Source organism: Nocardia terrae, assembly GCF_009760405.1.
In the GTDB taxonomy this organism is placed as follows: domain Bacteria; phylum Actinomycetota; class Actinomycetes; order Mycobacteriales; family Mycobacteriaceae; genus Nocardia; species Nocardia terrae.
In genome coordinates, this window is the sequence record NZ_WRPP01000005.1 from 163902 (window position 1) to 177811 (window position 13910).

Below are 13910 nucleotides of genomic sequence, written 5' to 3' on the forward strand. Positions count from 1 at the left end.
GGCCAGTCTCGGCCGGGGGCCGGGCCCGTCGGCGGGGCGATCGTCAATGCCTATCGGTCGAATCGACTCGGGCAACCGCCACGCGATCTTCGTCCCGGCTCGACCAGGGTTGGCCACGACACCGACTCCACGAGGGGATGCGATGAGCGAGCTGACGGTCCGGGTGAGCGACCGGCGGGACGTGGCCGAGGGCGTGTTCGCCCTCGAACTGGCCGCGACCGGCGGCACGCTGCCGCGGTGGACCCCGGGCGCGCACATCGACGTGCACGCGGGCGCCGTCGGGGTACGACAGTACTCGCTGTGCGGGGATCCCGCCGACGAGAACCGTTGGCGCATCGCCATTCTGCGCGAGACGGCGGGGCGCGGCGGGTCCGAGCACCTGTACCGCACCGCGGAAGTCGGCACGTCGCTGCGGGTATCCGTGCCGCGCAACAACTTCGAACTGGAACCCAGCGGCGAGTATCTGTTCCTGGCGGGCGGGATCGGGATCACCCCGATCCTGCCCATGGTCACCGCGGCCGTGCGGGCCGGGGCGCGCTGGAGCCTGCACTACGGTGCGCGCACCCGTGCGCATCTGGCGTTCACCGACGAGCTCTCGCGCTACGAGCACGTGAATCTGGTGCCGCAGAACGAATCCGGGCTACTCCCCCTCGCCGACCTGCTCGCCGATACCACCGCCGCCGTGTACTGCTGCGGCCCCGCGCCCCTGCTCGACGCCGTCGAGACCGAAGGCGCGCGCCGGGGCCTGGCGGTGCACACCGAGCGGTTCACACCCCGGCGCGTCGACAATGTCGTCGATCGCGCCTTCTCGGTCCGGCTCGCGCACAGTGGTCAGGTGCTGGCGGTCGCGGCGGACCGGTCGATCGTCGACGTCCTCGAAGGCGCGGGCGTCGCGATCGTGACCTCCTGCCGTGAGGGCACCTGCGGCAGCTGCGAGACCACCTTCCTCGAAGGCGAAGTGCAGCACCGTGATTCGGTGCTCACCGCCGACGAACGCGCCCACGGCAGGACCCTGATGCCCTGCGTCTCCCGGGCGCTCTCCGATGTTCTCGTGCTCGATCTGTGAGCGCGGGAAGCACCAAGAAAACACACGCAGAGAGAAACAGATGAGGAATACTGCTGCGGCGTCCGCGCTGCTCGCGGCCGGACTGTGCATCGGCGCAGGCGCCACCGGCACGGCCGGGGCCGACACCCCCGCCCCCCTGAACTACACCGCGACCAGCACCACCCAGAACACGGTCATCCGGACCGACGCAGGTTCGATGACCGTCGAGAACGGCGTCTTCAAGATCAAGGCCGCCGACGGCACCGTGCTGGCCGGGACCGAATTGTCCTTCCGCGTAGACGATTTCGTCTTCCCCATCGCGGCCGACATCACCGACCGCACCGCCACCCTGACCCCGCAGTTCGACGAGGCCCACGCCGTTTACCAGCCCGTGGCCCTCCCCTACGAGGATCAGGCCCCCTGGAAGACCCAGTACGACCGCGAACAGGCCGCCTGGGGCCGCATGCGCGACACCATCTCCCTCGGCGCCACCGTCGGCACCGTCGTCGGCGGCCTCGGCGGCGCGGCCCTCGGCTGCGCGGTCGGCGGCGTCGCCCTCGCCGCCGCCACCGCCCCCCTCGCCACCATGTTCGGCGTAGGCCCCCTCGCCGGCTGCCTCATCGGCGCCTCCACCGTCGGCTTCCTCGGCACCCTCGCCGGCCAACTCTTCGTCACCGCCCCGGTAGCCATAGCCGCCGCCATCCAATACTTCACCACCATCAACACCCCCTTCACCCCCGCCAAGTAGGCGGCCCCGAACCCGGCGAGCACGCCCGGGGGACACGACCCGTCCGGATCCCCGATCCGGACGGGTCTTCGCCGTTCCCAAAACATCGATCAGCAACGTATTCACGGGCCGCCGGGAGCAGCACCAGCAGCTGACATCAGCAGACGGCATTTTCGCACTCCACACGGTAGTCGGACCATTGCGGAGTCTCAGCCCGCGCCAGCCGGGCGAGCGTCTTGGTCCAGCGGGTCGGCCCCGGTACAAGCCGACCCCAAGGTTTCGTTAATAGCGTCTGCGCAGAATGACCTTGTTACCGACGAAGGGGAGGCACAGTGAAAGCACTCATGACCACAGTGACGATCGGCGGCGCACTCGCGGTCGCGCTCATCGGGTTCGCGGGGCCGGCGTCCGCGTCGGCGGTACCGGTAGCGCACACCTGGTGTCCCCACAGCGAGGAGATGCATCAGACCTGGGACGTCAACACCGGGCAACCGGTCATCTGCGTCAACACCGGTGCCACCGGGCTCATGTGGGTCCCCGACGCCACCCGCTGATCCGCGGTCGGCGGGAGGCGAGGAGGAGGCCGATGGAATCGATTGCACGGCAAGATAGTCCACTCCGGATCGTGCATGGAGCCAAAGAATTCGCGAACTCGTTCCCTATCGCATTTCAGTATGGTCAGCCCTCCGAGGCAGAGGCCAAGGATGAATTGGCCCGGCAGCTGAATATTCATATTCCCGAAAATTGGCATATGATTCGTACGCAGTCGACCTGCCAAACCGGACCGAAATTGAACACCTGCTCCCTCGAAGGGGCCTTCGCTGGTCCGGCATCGGAATTCGATAGGTACCCCTCGCTGTTTCTTCCGAGCCCAGTCGAGATTTTCGATCAACCTCCCGCCTACCCGATCACCTGTGAAGGTCTCGCCGCCAAATATGCTCTCGGGCTGGCCGATCGAATCGACTGCGCAGCCCAGCAGCACCTGGCCCTCAGCGGCGATGCGGGCAACAAGGTACTCATCGCGGGTTCCGCCACAGCAACTACCGTGCTCATCGGCGTCACACTCCGATGAGCAGCAGGTGCTTGTTTGGGTTCGCGTGCAACGGGAATTCCGACAGGACGGGTTGATACTCACAGCCCGGGTCCAGACCTATCAGCGTCAGCGCTGAATGCTTCGATCGAGATCCGAAATTCGGACTGCTGGAACATCATTCGAACTGACGTCGGAAACTGCCCGAAACCGGGCACTTTCGCGATTGATAGGCATCCAGCAGCGGCAATCCGGAGGTTTCGTCAATGGATATGGAACGCACTGGCCGAGCGACGGACCACGATGCCGACTTTGTGGCCGACGCCCGCGTAGCGGCTGAGCAGTGGAAAGCCGTGGCGGCTCGCACTCGGCTGGTCTGCGACTCGGCGGCTGAGTATGCGCGTCATGCTCGAGAGCGGTCGGCGGCGGCCCGACGGGCGGCGCAGGACAGGCTCGACCGGCAGCGGCTGGTGCGGGTGCTGGGCGATGTGCCGGTGGTCAGCGGTTCGGGATGCGTTCGTGGAGGGTGAGCAGGACGTGGTCGAAGGCGGCCACGGTGTCGGGGGGCGCGGCGGGGACGGTGGGTAGTTCGGCGATCAGTTGTTCGGCCAGGGCGCGCAGTTTGGTGTTGGTTTCCTGGGAGCGCCAGGTGAGGACCTTGAACGCTTGCTCGGCGCTGATGCCGTACATGCGCATGAGCACGCCCTTGGCTTGTTCGATGACCGAGCGGGATTCGATCAGCTCGGGCAGGCGCTGGTTGAGGGCGTCGCGTTCGGCGGCGGCGAGGGTGTCGGACAGGTCGACGTAGAACCCGGTGGTGCCGACCGGGCGGGCCGCGTCGTCGAGGATGCGGTCGGCCACGACCATCACGGTGTGTTCGATGCCGTGGGTGTCGATGAAGCGGTGCCGGCTCGAGAAGGGCTGGCCCTGATCGATGGAGCGGGCGATGGCTTCGGCGACGTGCTCACGGTCGTCGGGATGTTTGTGGGCCAGCAGTAATTCGGTGGTGGGTTCGATTTCGCCGGGGGCATAGCCGTGCATGCGGTAGACCTCCGGCGACCATTCCCACCGCTGGGTGGCGAACCAGAAGCGGAAGCTGCCCGCCGCGGGCTGCTGCGGTTCCGACGGCGCGGTGGAATGGGTTGACGCCGGGACCCCGGCGGGAGATGTCATCACTCGAGTATGGACCGAGCGCGGGTTTTCGCCCTCTATATCGGCGAGCGGGATTCGTCCGATGAACGGAGGTTTACTGGGAGGGAGTCCGTCGGAAGGAGCGAGACATGTCCGCACCGGAGATCTCCACCGAAGACATCTCCTATCGCAAGTACGTGCCCGTGCTGGATAGTTATATGGCGTATGTGGACGCGGGGAACGGCGATCCGATCGTCTTCCTGCACGGCAACCCGACGCCGTCGTACCTGTGGCGCAATATCATTCCGTACCTGCTGCCGTTCGGGCGTTGCCTGGCGCCGGATTACGTCGGCATGGGCAACTCGGGCGCGGCGCCGGACGGCAACTACCGATTCTTCGATCAGCAGCGGTATCTCGACGCCTGGTTCGAGGCGCTCGGCATCGACCGCGAAGTGATCCTGGTCGTGCACGACTGGGGTTCGGCGCTCGGATTCTCCTGGGCGCGAAGGCATCCCGAGCGGGTGAAGGCCATCGTGTACATGGAGTCGATCGTGCGCCCGTTCCACTCCTGGGACGAATGGCCCGCCGCGACCCGGGCATTCTTCCAGGGGCAGCGAGGATCCGAGGGCGAGGACCTGATCCTGCGCCAGAACCTGTTCATCGAATACCTACTGCCCCTGCGCAATATCGCCCCCGAGATCATGGAGATCTACCGGCGGCACTACCGCAATCCCGGCCCGTCCCGGCTGCCGATGCTGGCCTGGACCCGGGACCTGCCGATCGCCGGAGAGCCCGCCGACGTCGTGGAAGTCGTCGCGGACTACGCGCAATGGCTGTCCGCCAGCGACATTCCCAAGTTGTTCATCGACGCCGAACCCGCCGGTTTCCTCATCGGCGCTCAGCGCGAGTTCTGCCGCGCCTGGCCCAACCAGCAAACCGTCACCGTGCCCGGCTCCCACTTCCTCCCCGAGGACGCCCCCGACCTGATCGGAGACGCGACCGCCCGCTTCGTCGCCGAGATCCGCGCCGGCCGGCTCACCCGCGAACCGGCCGCCGCGCACTCCGCCCGGCCGAGCAGGTAGGCGACTGCCGCACAGTGGATCCAGGGTGGGCCAGAGGATCGACGCCGGTGAGGGACGAGCTGGCGGTCCACAGCCCCGCGGCGGTGTCGATGTCGGTCATGTGCGGGAGGGGGTTCTCTTGATGCGGTTGCCCGCGGAGCCCGAAAACCCTTGGCCCCCACAGTTTCCCGCCTGCGATCTCGGGGTCCAGTACCGCGCGGACGATCGTGCGGGCGCCCGCGTGTTTGCCGTGCAGCACCGCGTTCGCGGGCAGTCCGTACAGGCGTTGGGCGGTGGTGCGGGCGAACAGCGGCGGCCGTGACGGGGTCAGCGCGTCCAAGGCGCCGCCCGGATGGACGACGATGCTGCAGATGTCGGCGGCACGGGCACGCAGACGGCGGTCCAGTTCGAAACCGAACAGCATCTGTGCGAGTTTCGATCGCCCGTAGGCGCGTTTGGGCCGATAGTCCTGGCCGGACTGCAGATCCGCGAGATCGAGCCGTTCCGACCGTGCCGCGAAGCTGCCCACGGTGACGACCCTGCTACCGGCGGTAGCGGTCAGCATCGGCTCCAGGTGAGCGACCAGCGCGAAATGTCCGAGATGGTTTGTCGTGAACATCAGTTCGTGCCCCTGCGGACTCGTCCGGCGTTGCGGCTCCGACAGCAGCACCCCGGCATTGAGCACGACCGCGTCCAGTCTGTCGACACCGAGGCCGTCGACCGCTGCGGGCAGCGCGGACAGATCCGCCACGTCCAGACGCGCCCAACGTACCCGGGCGCCCTCGACACGCGACCGAATCAGCTGCGCCGCCAGCTCGGCCCTGGCGGTGTTCCGGCAGCCCAGCACCACCGTCGCGCCGCTGGCCGCAAGCTGCTCGGCGGCGAAATACCCGATACCCGCGTTGGCCCCGGTCACCAGAAAGGTCTTCTCATCGGCACGCCGGCCGCCCTGCCATGTCATGGCGTCAACCCTCGTCCCAGCCTCTTGCACCGCCCTCACACGGAGCTGTCTCGCCAGGTCGATGCGTCCCTCCCGCAGGCGCTTCCGGTCACCAATCGAAGGAAGTTCGATTCGGTTGAGTGAGGTCGCTGTGTTCGTCGTTGACCAGATGGAAGGCCAGCGACAGGTTGCTGATCGCGGAGGGCCAGCCGGACAGTGCTCCTTCGCCGACGGGTCCTCTTTCGAGGGCGAGCAGCGTGCTGACCGCCTCGGTGGCCAGTGAGGCGGCCGCCAGCAGTGCCGGTTTGGGGGTGGGGCCGGGGTGAGTGGCGAGCATGGCGATGCGTTCGCGCACCCAGTTGACCTCGAATTGCGTTTGCTCGGAGACCGTCGTGTCGGTGCGCATGAGCGCGGCTTCGGCGGCAGCGCTCGCCGCGCACCAGGTCTGCACGCAATGGCCCAGTGGGGCTTCGACGATCGTGGCTCTCAAGGCGTGGCCGAGCACCGCGTGCGCGGCGGCCAGCAGCTGGGCTCGTTCGACGAGCGAATTCGTGCCGGCGGCGAGTTCGTGAACCTCGATGCCCCAGGCGTCCAGCATCGTTCGCACCTGCGCCGTGTCGATCTCCGGTCTCGGCCGCTCATCCGAACCGCAGTCGACATCGACCTCGCAGACCGTCTCAAAGTTCACAGTTCCACCAATCCGCAACGAGTAGGAACGAGCCCCCCGAGGGCCCGAGTGGACCTCCACCAGACCCTATTGCGGCGGTACCCCGAACCGCTGACATGCTCACGAACTCCGCAAGTCTCGCAATGCGGCGATTACGGACATCGCATCCCATCCCGGAAGCCAGTACGCGAGATGAGTTGGGGCTACGGGTCGTTCGGGGGCGGCGGGCAGGAGAGGAAGGCGCGTTTCAGCAGAGTCGACAGGTGGGCCTGGTCCTCGGCACTCAGCCTGTTCAGGCCATCCCGGGTGGTGTGCATCTTCGCGCGGATCGCATCGCTGAGCTGTTCACCCTCGGGCGTGATGACGAGGTTGGTGACACGGCGGTCGGAGGCGCTGGGCTCGCGGCGGACCAGGCCGCGCTTCTCCAGCCGGTCGATGATGCCGGTGACATTGGAGGCGTCGCAGGCCATGATCTCGGCCAGCGCGCGCATCGCGATCGGGCCCCTGCGCAGCACGGTCAGCGTCTTGCCCTGGATCGCGGTGAGGTTCTCACTCGCGGCCGCGGCGGTGAAATCCCCGTAGTACACACCGAGCGAGAGCGAGAGCAACTCCATGAGCTGGGCGGTGTCGACGCGGGGAGCTGCGGTCATATGAACAGCCTATCCACAGATACTTGACTACCTCAAGTATGTGGGGATAGCGTCGGGCCACATTGCTTGAAGTTCTCAACCATCCAGATTGGCAAGTACCCTGAGGAGCATCCCGTGACCGCCACTGTTTCCGACACCGACCGCGCGGCCCGACTGCTGTCACGCCCCATCACGCTGAACGGGCTCACCGTCCCGAACCGCATCGCGATGGCGCCGATGACCCGCATGTTCTCCCCCGGCGGCATTCCCGGAGACGATGTGCGGTCCTACTACGCGCGCCGGGCCGCCGCGGGCGTCGGCCTGATCATCACCGAGGGCACCTATGTCGGCCACGAGTCGGCCGGGCAGAGCGACCGGGTGCCGCGGTTCCACGGCGAGGAGCAGCTGGCGGGCTGGGCCAAGGTCGTCGCCGACGTGCACGCCGCGGGCGGCACGATCGTGCCGCAGCTGTGGCACATCGGCATGGTCCGCAATCACGGCGAGCCGCCCGTGGCCGAGGCTCCCGCGGTGGGCCCCTCCGGCATTCGCGTCGACGGCACCGAGGGCACCGGCAAGGCGATGACCCAGGCCGACCTCGACGACGTCATCGGCGCGTTCGCCGAGGCCGCCGCGGCCGCCGAGCGCATCGGCTTCGACGGCATCGAACTGCACGGCGCGCACGGCTACCTCCTCGATCAGTTCCTCTGGGAGCGCACGAACCGCCGAACCGATTCCTACGGAGGCGATTCCGTGGCGCGCACGAAGTTCGCGGCCGAGATCGTGGCGGCGGTCCGGGAGGTCGTCTCCCCCGAGTTCCCGGTGATCTTCCGCTACTCCCAGTGGAAGCAGGAGGCTTACGACGCCCGCCTCGCCGAGACCCCGCAGGAGCTCGAAGCCATCCTGTCCCCGCTCGCGGCCGCCGGTGTGGACGCCTTCCACGCCTCCACCCGCCGCTACTGGCTGCCCGAGTTCGAGGACTCGGACCTGAACCTGGCCGGCTGGACCAAGAAGCTCACCGGCAAGACCACGATCAGTGTCGGCTCGGTCGGCCTGGACGGCGACTTCCTGCGCGCCTTCACCGGCCAGGGCGCACCCCTGGGCAGCCTCGACAACCTCCTCGACCGCCTCGAGCGCGATGAATTCGACATGGTCGCCGTCGGCCGCGCGCTGCTGCAGGACCCGGAATGGGCGGCCAAGGTCCTCGCGGGCCGCGTCGACGAGCTGAAGCCCTACGACGCGGCGGCACTGAAGACCCTGAGCTAGCGGTAACCGAATCCGGCTGCTGCACAAGGTGATACGCGAGGTCGCCGCCCTCACGCTGTGATGGCGGCGACCGGGTCGTGGAGTTGGGCGATCAATTCCAGGACGGCGGGCGGTGCCGCCGTGAGGTCGCCGTCGATGCGAAGTTCACCGCTGGCCGTCGCGCGTTGCCGATGCTGTCGGGCGGCGGCGGCGACCTCGGGGTTGCCTGCCCACACGCGGCGGGACAGCTCGTGGTGAGTCGCATAGTCGGCGACGATTCGGATATCGGCATCGCCGAGAGTGCCGCCGCGAACCTCGACCTTGCTCGCGCTTATCCGGATGAACCAACTGAGTGTTCCGCCGGGCGTATTGGCCCGGCCGAACGGAGGATTCGTCAAGTCTTCGCAGATGCAGTAGTCGAGCGACCCGAGATCGACGTCCCGCAGCAGATCCCCGATGATCGCCCCGACGGCCTCGATCCACTCCGCGCTCACGTATTCGTACATCCTCGCAGGTGTCATTCGAGGAATGCTTTCACCGGAGGACCCGCTGCTCTTGCGGTGACTTGCGAAGGCGCAGGCCAGAACTTGCGTAGCCTGCGTCGGCCGCGAGCCGTCAGTCCGATTGCAGGACGAAGAACAGGAAGCCCAGGAAGCTCGCGCCGAGGACGTCTCGGAAGACGTCGGGGAAGAGGTCGCGGGCGGCGGGCGCGGGTGGGGGTTCGCTGATGACGGTGATCCGGAAGCCCGCGGTGGTGAAGGCGTCGGTCATGGCGTGCAGGGGGCGGTCCCAGAAGGTGAGGCGCGCGGTTCGGCCGCCCATGAGCCAATCCTCGGTGCGGGGACGGGTTTCGAAGTAGTCGGTCTTCTCCCCCGCCGAGCGTTGGGCGGTCCAGATGGCGAAGGGGTGTTCGACCGAGGCGATGAGGCGGCCGCCGGGGGTCAGGACTCGTCGTAGTTCGGTCAGCGTCGGGGCCCAGTCCCGCAGGTAGTGCAGCACCAAGGAGGCGGTGACGTCGTCGAATGCGTTGTCGGGGAACGGGAGCGGCTCGGCGAGGTCGGCGACACGCAGGTCCGCGCCGGGGCCCAGTCTGCGGCGGGCCAGCTCCAGCATCGCCGGGCTGGCGTCGATACCGGTCATGAGGGCGCCTCGATCGCGCAGGGCGGCGAAGAGGGGGCCCGCACCGCATCCCGCGTCGAGAATTCGGCGGCCGGTCACGTCTCCCGCGAGATCGAGCATCGCGGGACGCTCGTAGTAGGCGTTGAGCAGGCTGGTCTCGTTCTCGGCGGTGTAGCCCTCGGCGATGCTGTCGTAGCCGTTCGCCGGGGTCGGATCGAAAGTATCGATGGTGCTGCTCTTTTCATGTCCGGGCTGCGAGGATCAGGTGACGGATTCCGATAGTGGAGGGCAGTGGCATGGCTTCGATCTCACGGGAGATACTCATCGACGCCGCACCGGCGCAGGTGTGGGCGCTGGTCGCCGACTTCGCCGAGGGACCGGTTCGGATGGCTCCCGGGCTGGTGACCGGCAGTACCGATCTGGGTGAGGGCTTGCGGGAGGTGAGCTTCGCGCACGGCACCGTGGTTCGCGAACGGCTCATCACCCTCGACCACGAGGCTCGCCGGTTCGTCTACTCGGTGATCGGCGGTACCGCGACCCCGCTGCACGACAACGCGGTCATGCACGTACTTCCCCACGGCGACAACGGTACTCGGTTCGTGTGGTCGCGCGACATCCTCCCCGAGGCCATGGCCGCGCCCTTCGCCGCCACCATGGATCAGGCTCTGATCGTGATCAAGAAGACGATCGAATCCGACTGACCCGCAGGCGGAACAGCCGGGACTCAGGCGTTCGCGCCCAGCACGGTGGCCGCGATCCCGGCGATGACCGGAACGGCGTCGAAAAGGTCGCCGTCGGGTCCGGCCATGGTGTCGAAGGTCTCGAAGCTGGTGAGGGCCAGCAGGATTCGCACCTGCTCGTCGAGATCGACCTCCTGCGGGTTGTCCTTGGCGAACGGGGCCGCCAAGACCGCCAACCCTTCCCGGCGACGGTCGTCGCGGGCGCTGATGACCGCGTGGACGTCGGTGTCGAGGGCCGCGAGGGCGCGTAGCCGTCGCATGGCGGGCCGGTCGGCCTGCCAGAAGCGTGCGAAGCAGGCGATGAATTCGGTGAGGGCGGGCAGGGGTTCGGGGTTGGTGAAGGCTTTGACCAGTTCGGACAGGCCGCCCGCCACCCCGAGATCGTCGCAGACCGCTTCCAGCAGACCGGTTTTCGACTTGAACTGGTAGTAGACGGTGGCGCGCGCCACGTCCGCACGCTTGGCCACCGCGTCGAGCGTGAAACCGTGGTAGCTGTCGGCCTCGCCCAGCAACGCCCTGGCGGCATCGAGAACCTGCCGGCGACTCTGCTCGATCTGCGCGGTGCGCTTTCCCAGGTTGTACTGACGGGGGCTCATGGCCTTGACAGTACCCGGTGAACCTGATTCATTCATACATACAGTCTAACTAAATTCAATCGCCGCGGAACACCGTGCGGCGAAAGGACATCGGCCATGAACGACCATCGCCCCGCCACGTCCATCGACTTCTTCGGTATGTATCTGGCCCACGACGCCTGCATGCGCGACCTGGTCCGCCTCTCGGCGGCCGCCGCCGCGGGCCGCCTCGCCGAGCCTTCCGTCTCGATCGGATGGGAGACGTTCCGACGCCAGCTCGACCGGCATCACAGCACCGAGGACGCCGCCCTGTGGCCGCTGGTGCGCGCCGCCGTCGACGATCCAGCGGACCTGGCGGTCCTCGACGAGATGGAGGCCGAACACGAAGGCATCGAGGAACTCCTGGGCAAGGTGGAATCGGGTATCGCCGATTCCGTTGGCGGCCCGCGGTTGCGAGCCGACGTCGACGCGCTGGCCGCGGCCCTCGACACGCATTTCACCCATGAGGAGCAGGTGGCGCTGCCGCTCATCGATCGCACGGTCGGCGGCCCCGGGTGGGCGGCCTTCGGCGCGGAAATGCGCAAACGCAACGGACTTCGCGCCGTGACCGAGTATCTGCCGTGGGCGCTCGACGACGCGCCCGCCGCGGCCCAGGCCAAGATGCTCGACTTCCTGCCCGCTCCGATCCGCGCGCTGTACCGCTACGTGCTGAAGCCGCGTTACGTCCGTGCGCGCCGCGGCTGGCTGCAACCCGACGAGGGCGGGGAGCAGGGCGAATGACGCAGGCTCCGACGGCATCGGCAGACCTCGACCCGGCCCTGCGCAAACTGGTGGTCGTGGTGGTGCTGGGCGCGATCATGACGATCCTCGACACCACGATCACCAGCGTCGCCGTGAACACCCTTGGCACCCAGTTCCATTCGCCGCTCACCACGGTCCAGTGGGTGCTGACCGGATACACCCTGGCGCTGTCGGCGAGTATCCCGCTGTCGGGCTGGGCGATCGTGCGATTCGGCCCGAAGACGATGTGGATCGCCGCGCTGCTGCTGTTCATCACCGGATCGGCGCTGTGCGGACTGGCCTGGAACATCACCGCGCTGATCGTGTTCCGGCTGTTGCAGGGCTTCGGCGCGGGCATGGTCATGCCGATCGGGCAGACCATGCTCGCCCGCGCCGCCGGACCCGCCCGGATGGGACGCGTCATGAGCGCGGTCGCGGTACCGGCCATGCTCGCCCCGGTCCTCGGCCCGACGGTCGGCGGCCTGATCCTGGGCCACCTGTCGTGGCGGTGGATGTTCTACATCAACGTTCCCCTGTGCGCGATCGCGGTGCTCGCCGCGATCCGCGTCCTGCCGCCCGACCGGATCCGCGATCGGGCGGCCCGGCTGGACGTTCCCGGATTGGCGCTGCTGTCACCGGGTTTGGGCGCGCTGGTGTACGGCACGTCGCAGGCGGGCGGCGGCGCCAGCCCGACCGACATCCATGTCGTGGCCGGAGTGCTGACCGGGCTCGCGCTGGTCGGCGGCTATGTCGTGCACGCACTCCGGCGCGGCGATGCCGCGCTGGTCGACGTCCGGCTGCTGCGAGATCGGAACTTCGCCGCGGTCAACGCGATGATGTTCGTCTACATCGCCACCCTGTCCGGCCTGACAGCGCTGCTGCCGCTGAACTTTCAGACCGTCGGCGGCGACACCCCGCTGCGTTCGGGAACGCTGGTCGCACCGCTCGGACTCGGCGCGATGGCGACCACGCTCATCACCGGCAAGCTCAGCGACAGGTACTCCCCCAGGCTGCTGATCCTGTCCGGGCTGCCCGTGGTGTTGCTCGGCATGCTCGGCCTGACACAGATCGGATCGGCGACCAGCGACATTCCGGTCACGGCAACGCTGTTCGTGATCGGTCTCGGCCACGGCATGATCATGCCCGCGGCGATGGGCGCCAGCTACCGGACCTTGCGGCACTCCGAAATCCCCTCGGCCACAACCGCTACCAATGTCGGCATCCGCGCCGGCAGCTCGTTCGGTGTCGCGGCACTGCTGGTGTTGCTCCAACGCTATATCGACCATCGCCCACCCGATGCCCACGCGTTCACCCAAACATATTGGTGGGCACTCGCATTCGTGGTCGCCGCGGTCGTACCGGCACTGATCCTGCCGCGACTCCGCCACCCCGCGGACCCCTAGCGCCTACAACGCGAAGACCCGCCGGGCGTTCGCGTCCAGGTACAGGTTACGGGTCTCTTCGTCCAAGCCCAGTTCCTCGAGACCGTCGAGCGCGTGCTGAGGAAAGATCATCGGATAGTTGGTGCCGAAAAGCACCTTGTGGCGGCCGGTGCCGGTCTTCAGATACGAGACCAACTCGGCGGGAAGGCGTTTGGTGGTGTAGGCCGAGGTGTCGATGACGACGTTGGGGTGTTTGCGGGCCACGGCGATCATCTCCTCGGTCCAGGGGTAGCCGATGTGGCCGCAGACGATCGTCAGTTCCGGGAAGTCGAGGGCTACCTGATCGATGTACGGGATGGGCCGACCGGTTTCGGAGGGCCGGAGCGGGCCGGTGTGGCCGACTTGGGTGCAGAACGGGATGCCGAGGTCCACGCAGGCGGCGAAGAGCGGGTAGAAGCGGCGGTCGGTAGGCGGGGTCTCCCAGAGCCAGGGCAGGACTCGCAGCGCTTTGAAGCCCTGGTCCTCGACGCGGTGGCGCAGTTCGCGGACCGCGTCCATGGGGCGGCGCAGGTCCACCGACGCGATGCCCGACAGCCGGTCGGGCGCCTCCGCGACCCATTCGGCCACTTCGTCGTTGGAGATGAGCACGCCCTCCGGCGCGCACCAGGCCGAGATGAGGGCGTGGTCGACGCCCGCCGCGTCCATGGCGGCGAGCGTCGACTTCAGCGGAATGTCGTCGGTCGGGATCTCGGTGCCGTTCCAGCGGCGCAGCGAGGCGAACATGTCATGGGCCAGAAAACGGGCGGTGGGGTGTTGTGCCCAGGCGTCGACGGTCATGTGCG

Annotated in this window: 17 protein-coding genes; 9 read left to right on the forward strand and 8 right to left on the reverse strand. The window is 67.7% G+C overall.

Annotated elements, in window-relative coordinates; genetic code table 11:
- The first annotated feature begins 142 nt into the window (after positions 1-142).
- The 4 genes from GPX89_RS24805 (at position 143) to GPX89_RS24820 (ending at position 2844) form a co-directional block, all read left to right on the forward strand.
- Positions 143-1066 carry a PDR/VanB family oxidoreductase gene (locus GPX89_RS24805; RefSeq protein ID WP_157390089.1) on the forward strand — a complete coding sequence of 308 codons (924 nt, stop codon included), beginning with the start codon at positions 143-145 and terminating at the stop codon, positions 1064-1066.
- 40 nt (positions 1067-1106) lie between these two features.
- Entirely contained in the window at positions 1107-1793 is a 687-nt protein-coding gene (locus GPX89_RS24810) for a hypothetical protein (protein ID WP_157390090.1), read from the forward strand.
- A 323-nt stretch (positions 1794-2116) separates the two neighbouring features.
- Entirely contained in the window at positions 2117-2326 is a 210-nt protein-coding gene (locus GPX89_RS24815) for a hypothetical protein (protein WP_157390091.1), read from the forward strand.
- Positions 2327-2358: 32 nt separating this feature from the next.
- On the forward strand, positions 2359-2844 hold the full coding sequence (locus tag GPX89_RS24820; RefSeq protein WP_157390092.1) for a hypothetical protein: 486 nt from the start codon (positions 2359-2361) through the stop codon (positions 2842-2844).
- A 456-nt stretch (positions 2845-3300) separates the two neighbouring features.
- Here the strand turns inward: GPX89_RS24820 and GPX89_RS24830 are convergent, their stop codons facing one another.
- Positions 3301-3975, reverse strand: a complete 675-nt coding sequence (locus GPX89_RS24830) for a PAS and ANTAR domain-containing protein (protein ID WP_157390094.1) — start codon at positions 3973-3975, stop codon at positions 3301-3303.
- 107 nt (positions 3976-4082) lie between these two features.
- Here GPX89_RS24830 and GPX89_RS24835 point away from each other — a divergent pair, with 107 nt between their 5' ends.
- On the forward strand, positions 4083-5015 hold the full coding sequence (locus GPX89_RS24835) for a haloalkane dehalogenase (RefSeq protein WP_157390095.1): 933 nt from the start codon (positions 4083-4085) through the stop codon (positions 5013-5015).
- Here GPX89_RS24835 and GPX89_RS24840 read toward each other — a convergent pair.
- From GPX89_RS24840 to GPX89_RS24850, 3 genes are all read right to left on the reverse strand, one after another.
- Positions 4969-5955, reverse strand: a complete 987-nt coding sequence (locus GPX89_RS24840) for an SDR family NAD(P)-dependent oxidoreductase (RefSeq protein WP_157390096.1) — start codon at positions 5953-5955, stop codon at positions 4969-4971. The two genes, GPX89_RS24835 and GPX89_RS24840, sit on opposite strands and share 47 nt — an antisense overlap.
- A gap of 88 nt (positions 5956-6043) precedes the next feature.
- On the reverse strand, positions 6044-6622 hold the full coding sequence (locus tag GPX89_RS24845) for a hypothetical protein (protein WP_157390097.1): 579 nt from the start codon (positions 6620-6622) through the stop codon (positions 6044-6046).
- 182 nt (positions 6623-6804) lie between these two features.
- A complete protein-coding gene (locus tag GPX89_RS24850) occupies positions 6805-7251 on the reverse strand; it encodes a MarR family winged helix-turn-helix transcriptional regulator (protein WP_198347578.1) in 447 nt (148 codons plus the stop codon).
- A 114-nt stretch (positions 7252-7365) separates the two neighbouring features.
- On the opposite strand from GPX89_RS24850, the gene GPX89_RS24855 reads away from it, so the two are divergent.
- Positions 7366-8493, forward strand: coding sequence for an NADH:flavin oxidoreductase (locus tag GPX89_RS24855; RefSeq protein ID WP_328602284.1), 1128 nt, complete (start codon positions 7366-7368; stop codon positions 8491-8493).
- Positions 8494-8543: 50 nt separating this feature from the next.
- Here GPX89_RS24855 and GPX89_RS24860 read toward each other — a convergent pair whose 3' ends face one another.
- Together GPX89_RS24860 and GPX89_RS24865 are read right to left on the reverse strand one after the other, a co-directional pair.
- On the reverse strand, positions 8544-8993 hold the full coding sequence (locus GPX89_RS24860; protein ID WP_157390098.1) for a hypothetical protein: 450 nt from the start codon (positions 8991-8993) through the stop codon (positions 8544-8546).
- 94 nt (positions 8994-9087) lie between these two features.
- On the reverse strand, positions 9088-9819 hold the full coding sequence (locus GPX89_RS24865; protein ID WP_328602375.1) for a class I SAM-dependent methyltransferase: 732 nt from the start codon (positions 9817-9819) through the stop codon (positions 9088-9090).
- Positions 9820-9887: 68 nt separating this feature from the next.
- On the opposite strand from GPX89_RS24865, the gene GPX89_RS24870 reads away from it, so the two are divergent.
- Complete coding sequence (locus GPX89_RS24870) at positions 9888-10292, forward strand: SRPBCC family protein (protein WP_157390099.1); 405 nt, start codon at positions 9888-9890, stop codon at positions 10290-10292.
- Positions 10293-10315: 23 nt separating this feature from the next.
- On the opposite strand, the gene GPX89_RS24875 is transcribed toward GPX89_RS24870, so the two are convergent.
- Positions 10316-10927 carry a TetR/AcrR family transcriptional regulator gene (locus GPX89_RS24875; protein WP_157390100.1) on the reverse strand — a complete coding sequence of 204 codons (612 nt, stop codon included), beginning with the start codon at positions 10925-10927 and terminating at the stop codon, positions 10316-10318.
- Positions 10928-11023: 96 nt separating this feature from the next.
- Between GPX89_RS24875 and GPX89_RS24880 the strand changes: the two genes are divergently transcribed.
- Together GPX89_RS24880 and GPX89_RS24885 are read left to right on the forward strand one after the other, a co-directional pair.
- On the forward strand, positions 11024-11686 hold the full coding sequence (locus GPX89_RS24880; RefSeq protein WP_157390101.1) for a hemerythrin domain-containing protein: 663 nt from the start codon (positions 11024-11026) through the stop codon (positions 11684-11686).
- The gene (locus GPX89_RS24885) at positions 11683-13089 is read left to right on the forward strand and encodes an MDR family MFS transporter (protein WP_157390102.1); all 1407 of its coding nucleotides are present in this window, start codon (positions 11683-11685) and stop codon (positions 13087-13089) included. Before GPX89_RS24880 ends, GPX89_RS24885 begins: the two co-directional genes overlap by 4 nt.
- Before the next feature lie 3 nt (positions 13090-13092).
- Here GPX89_RS24885 and GPX89_RS24890 read toward each other — a convergent pair whose 3' ends face one another.
- Positions 13093-13905, reverse strand: coding sequence for an amidohydrolase family protein (locus tag GPX89_RS24890; RefSeq protein ID WP_157390103.1), 813 nt, complete (start codon positions 13903-13905; stop codon positions 13093-13095).
- Positions 13906-13910: the final 5 nt, after the last annotated feature.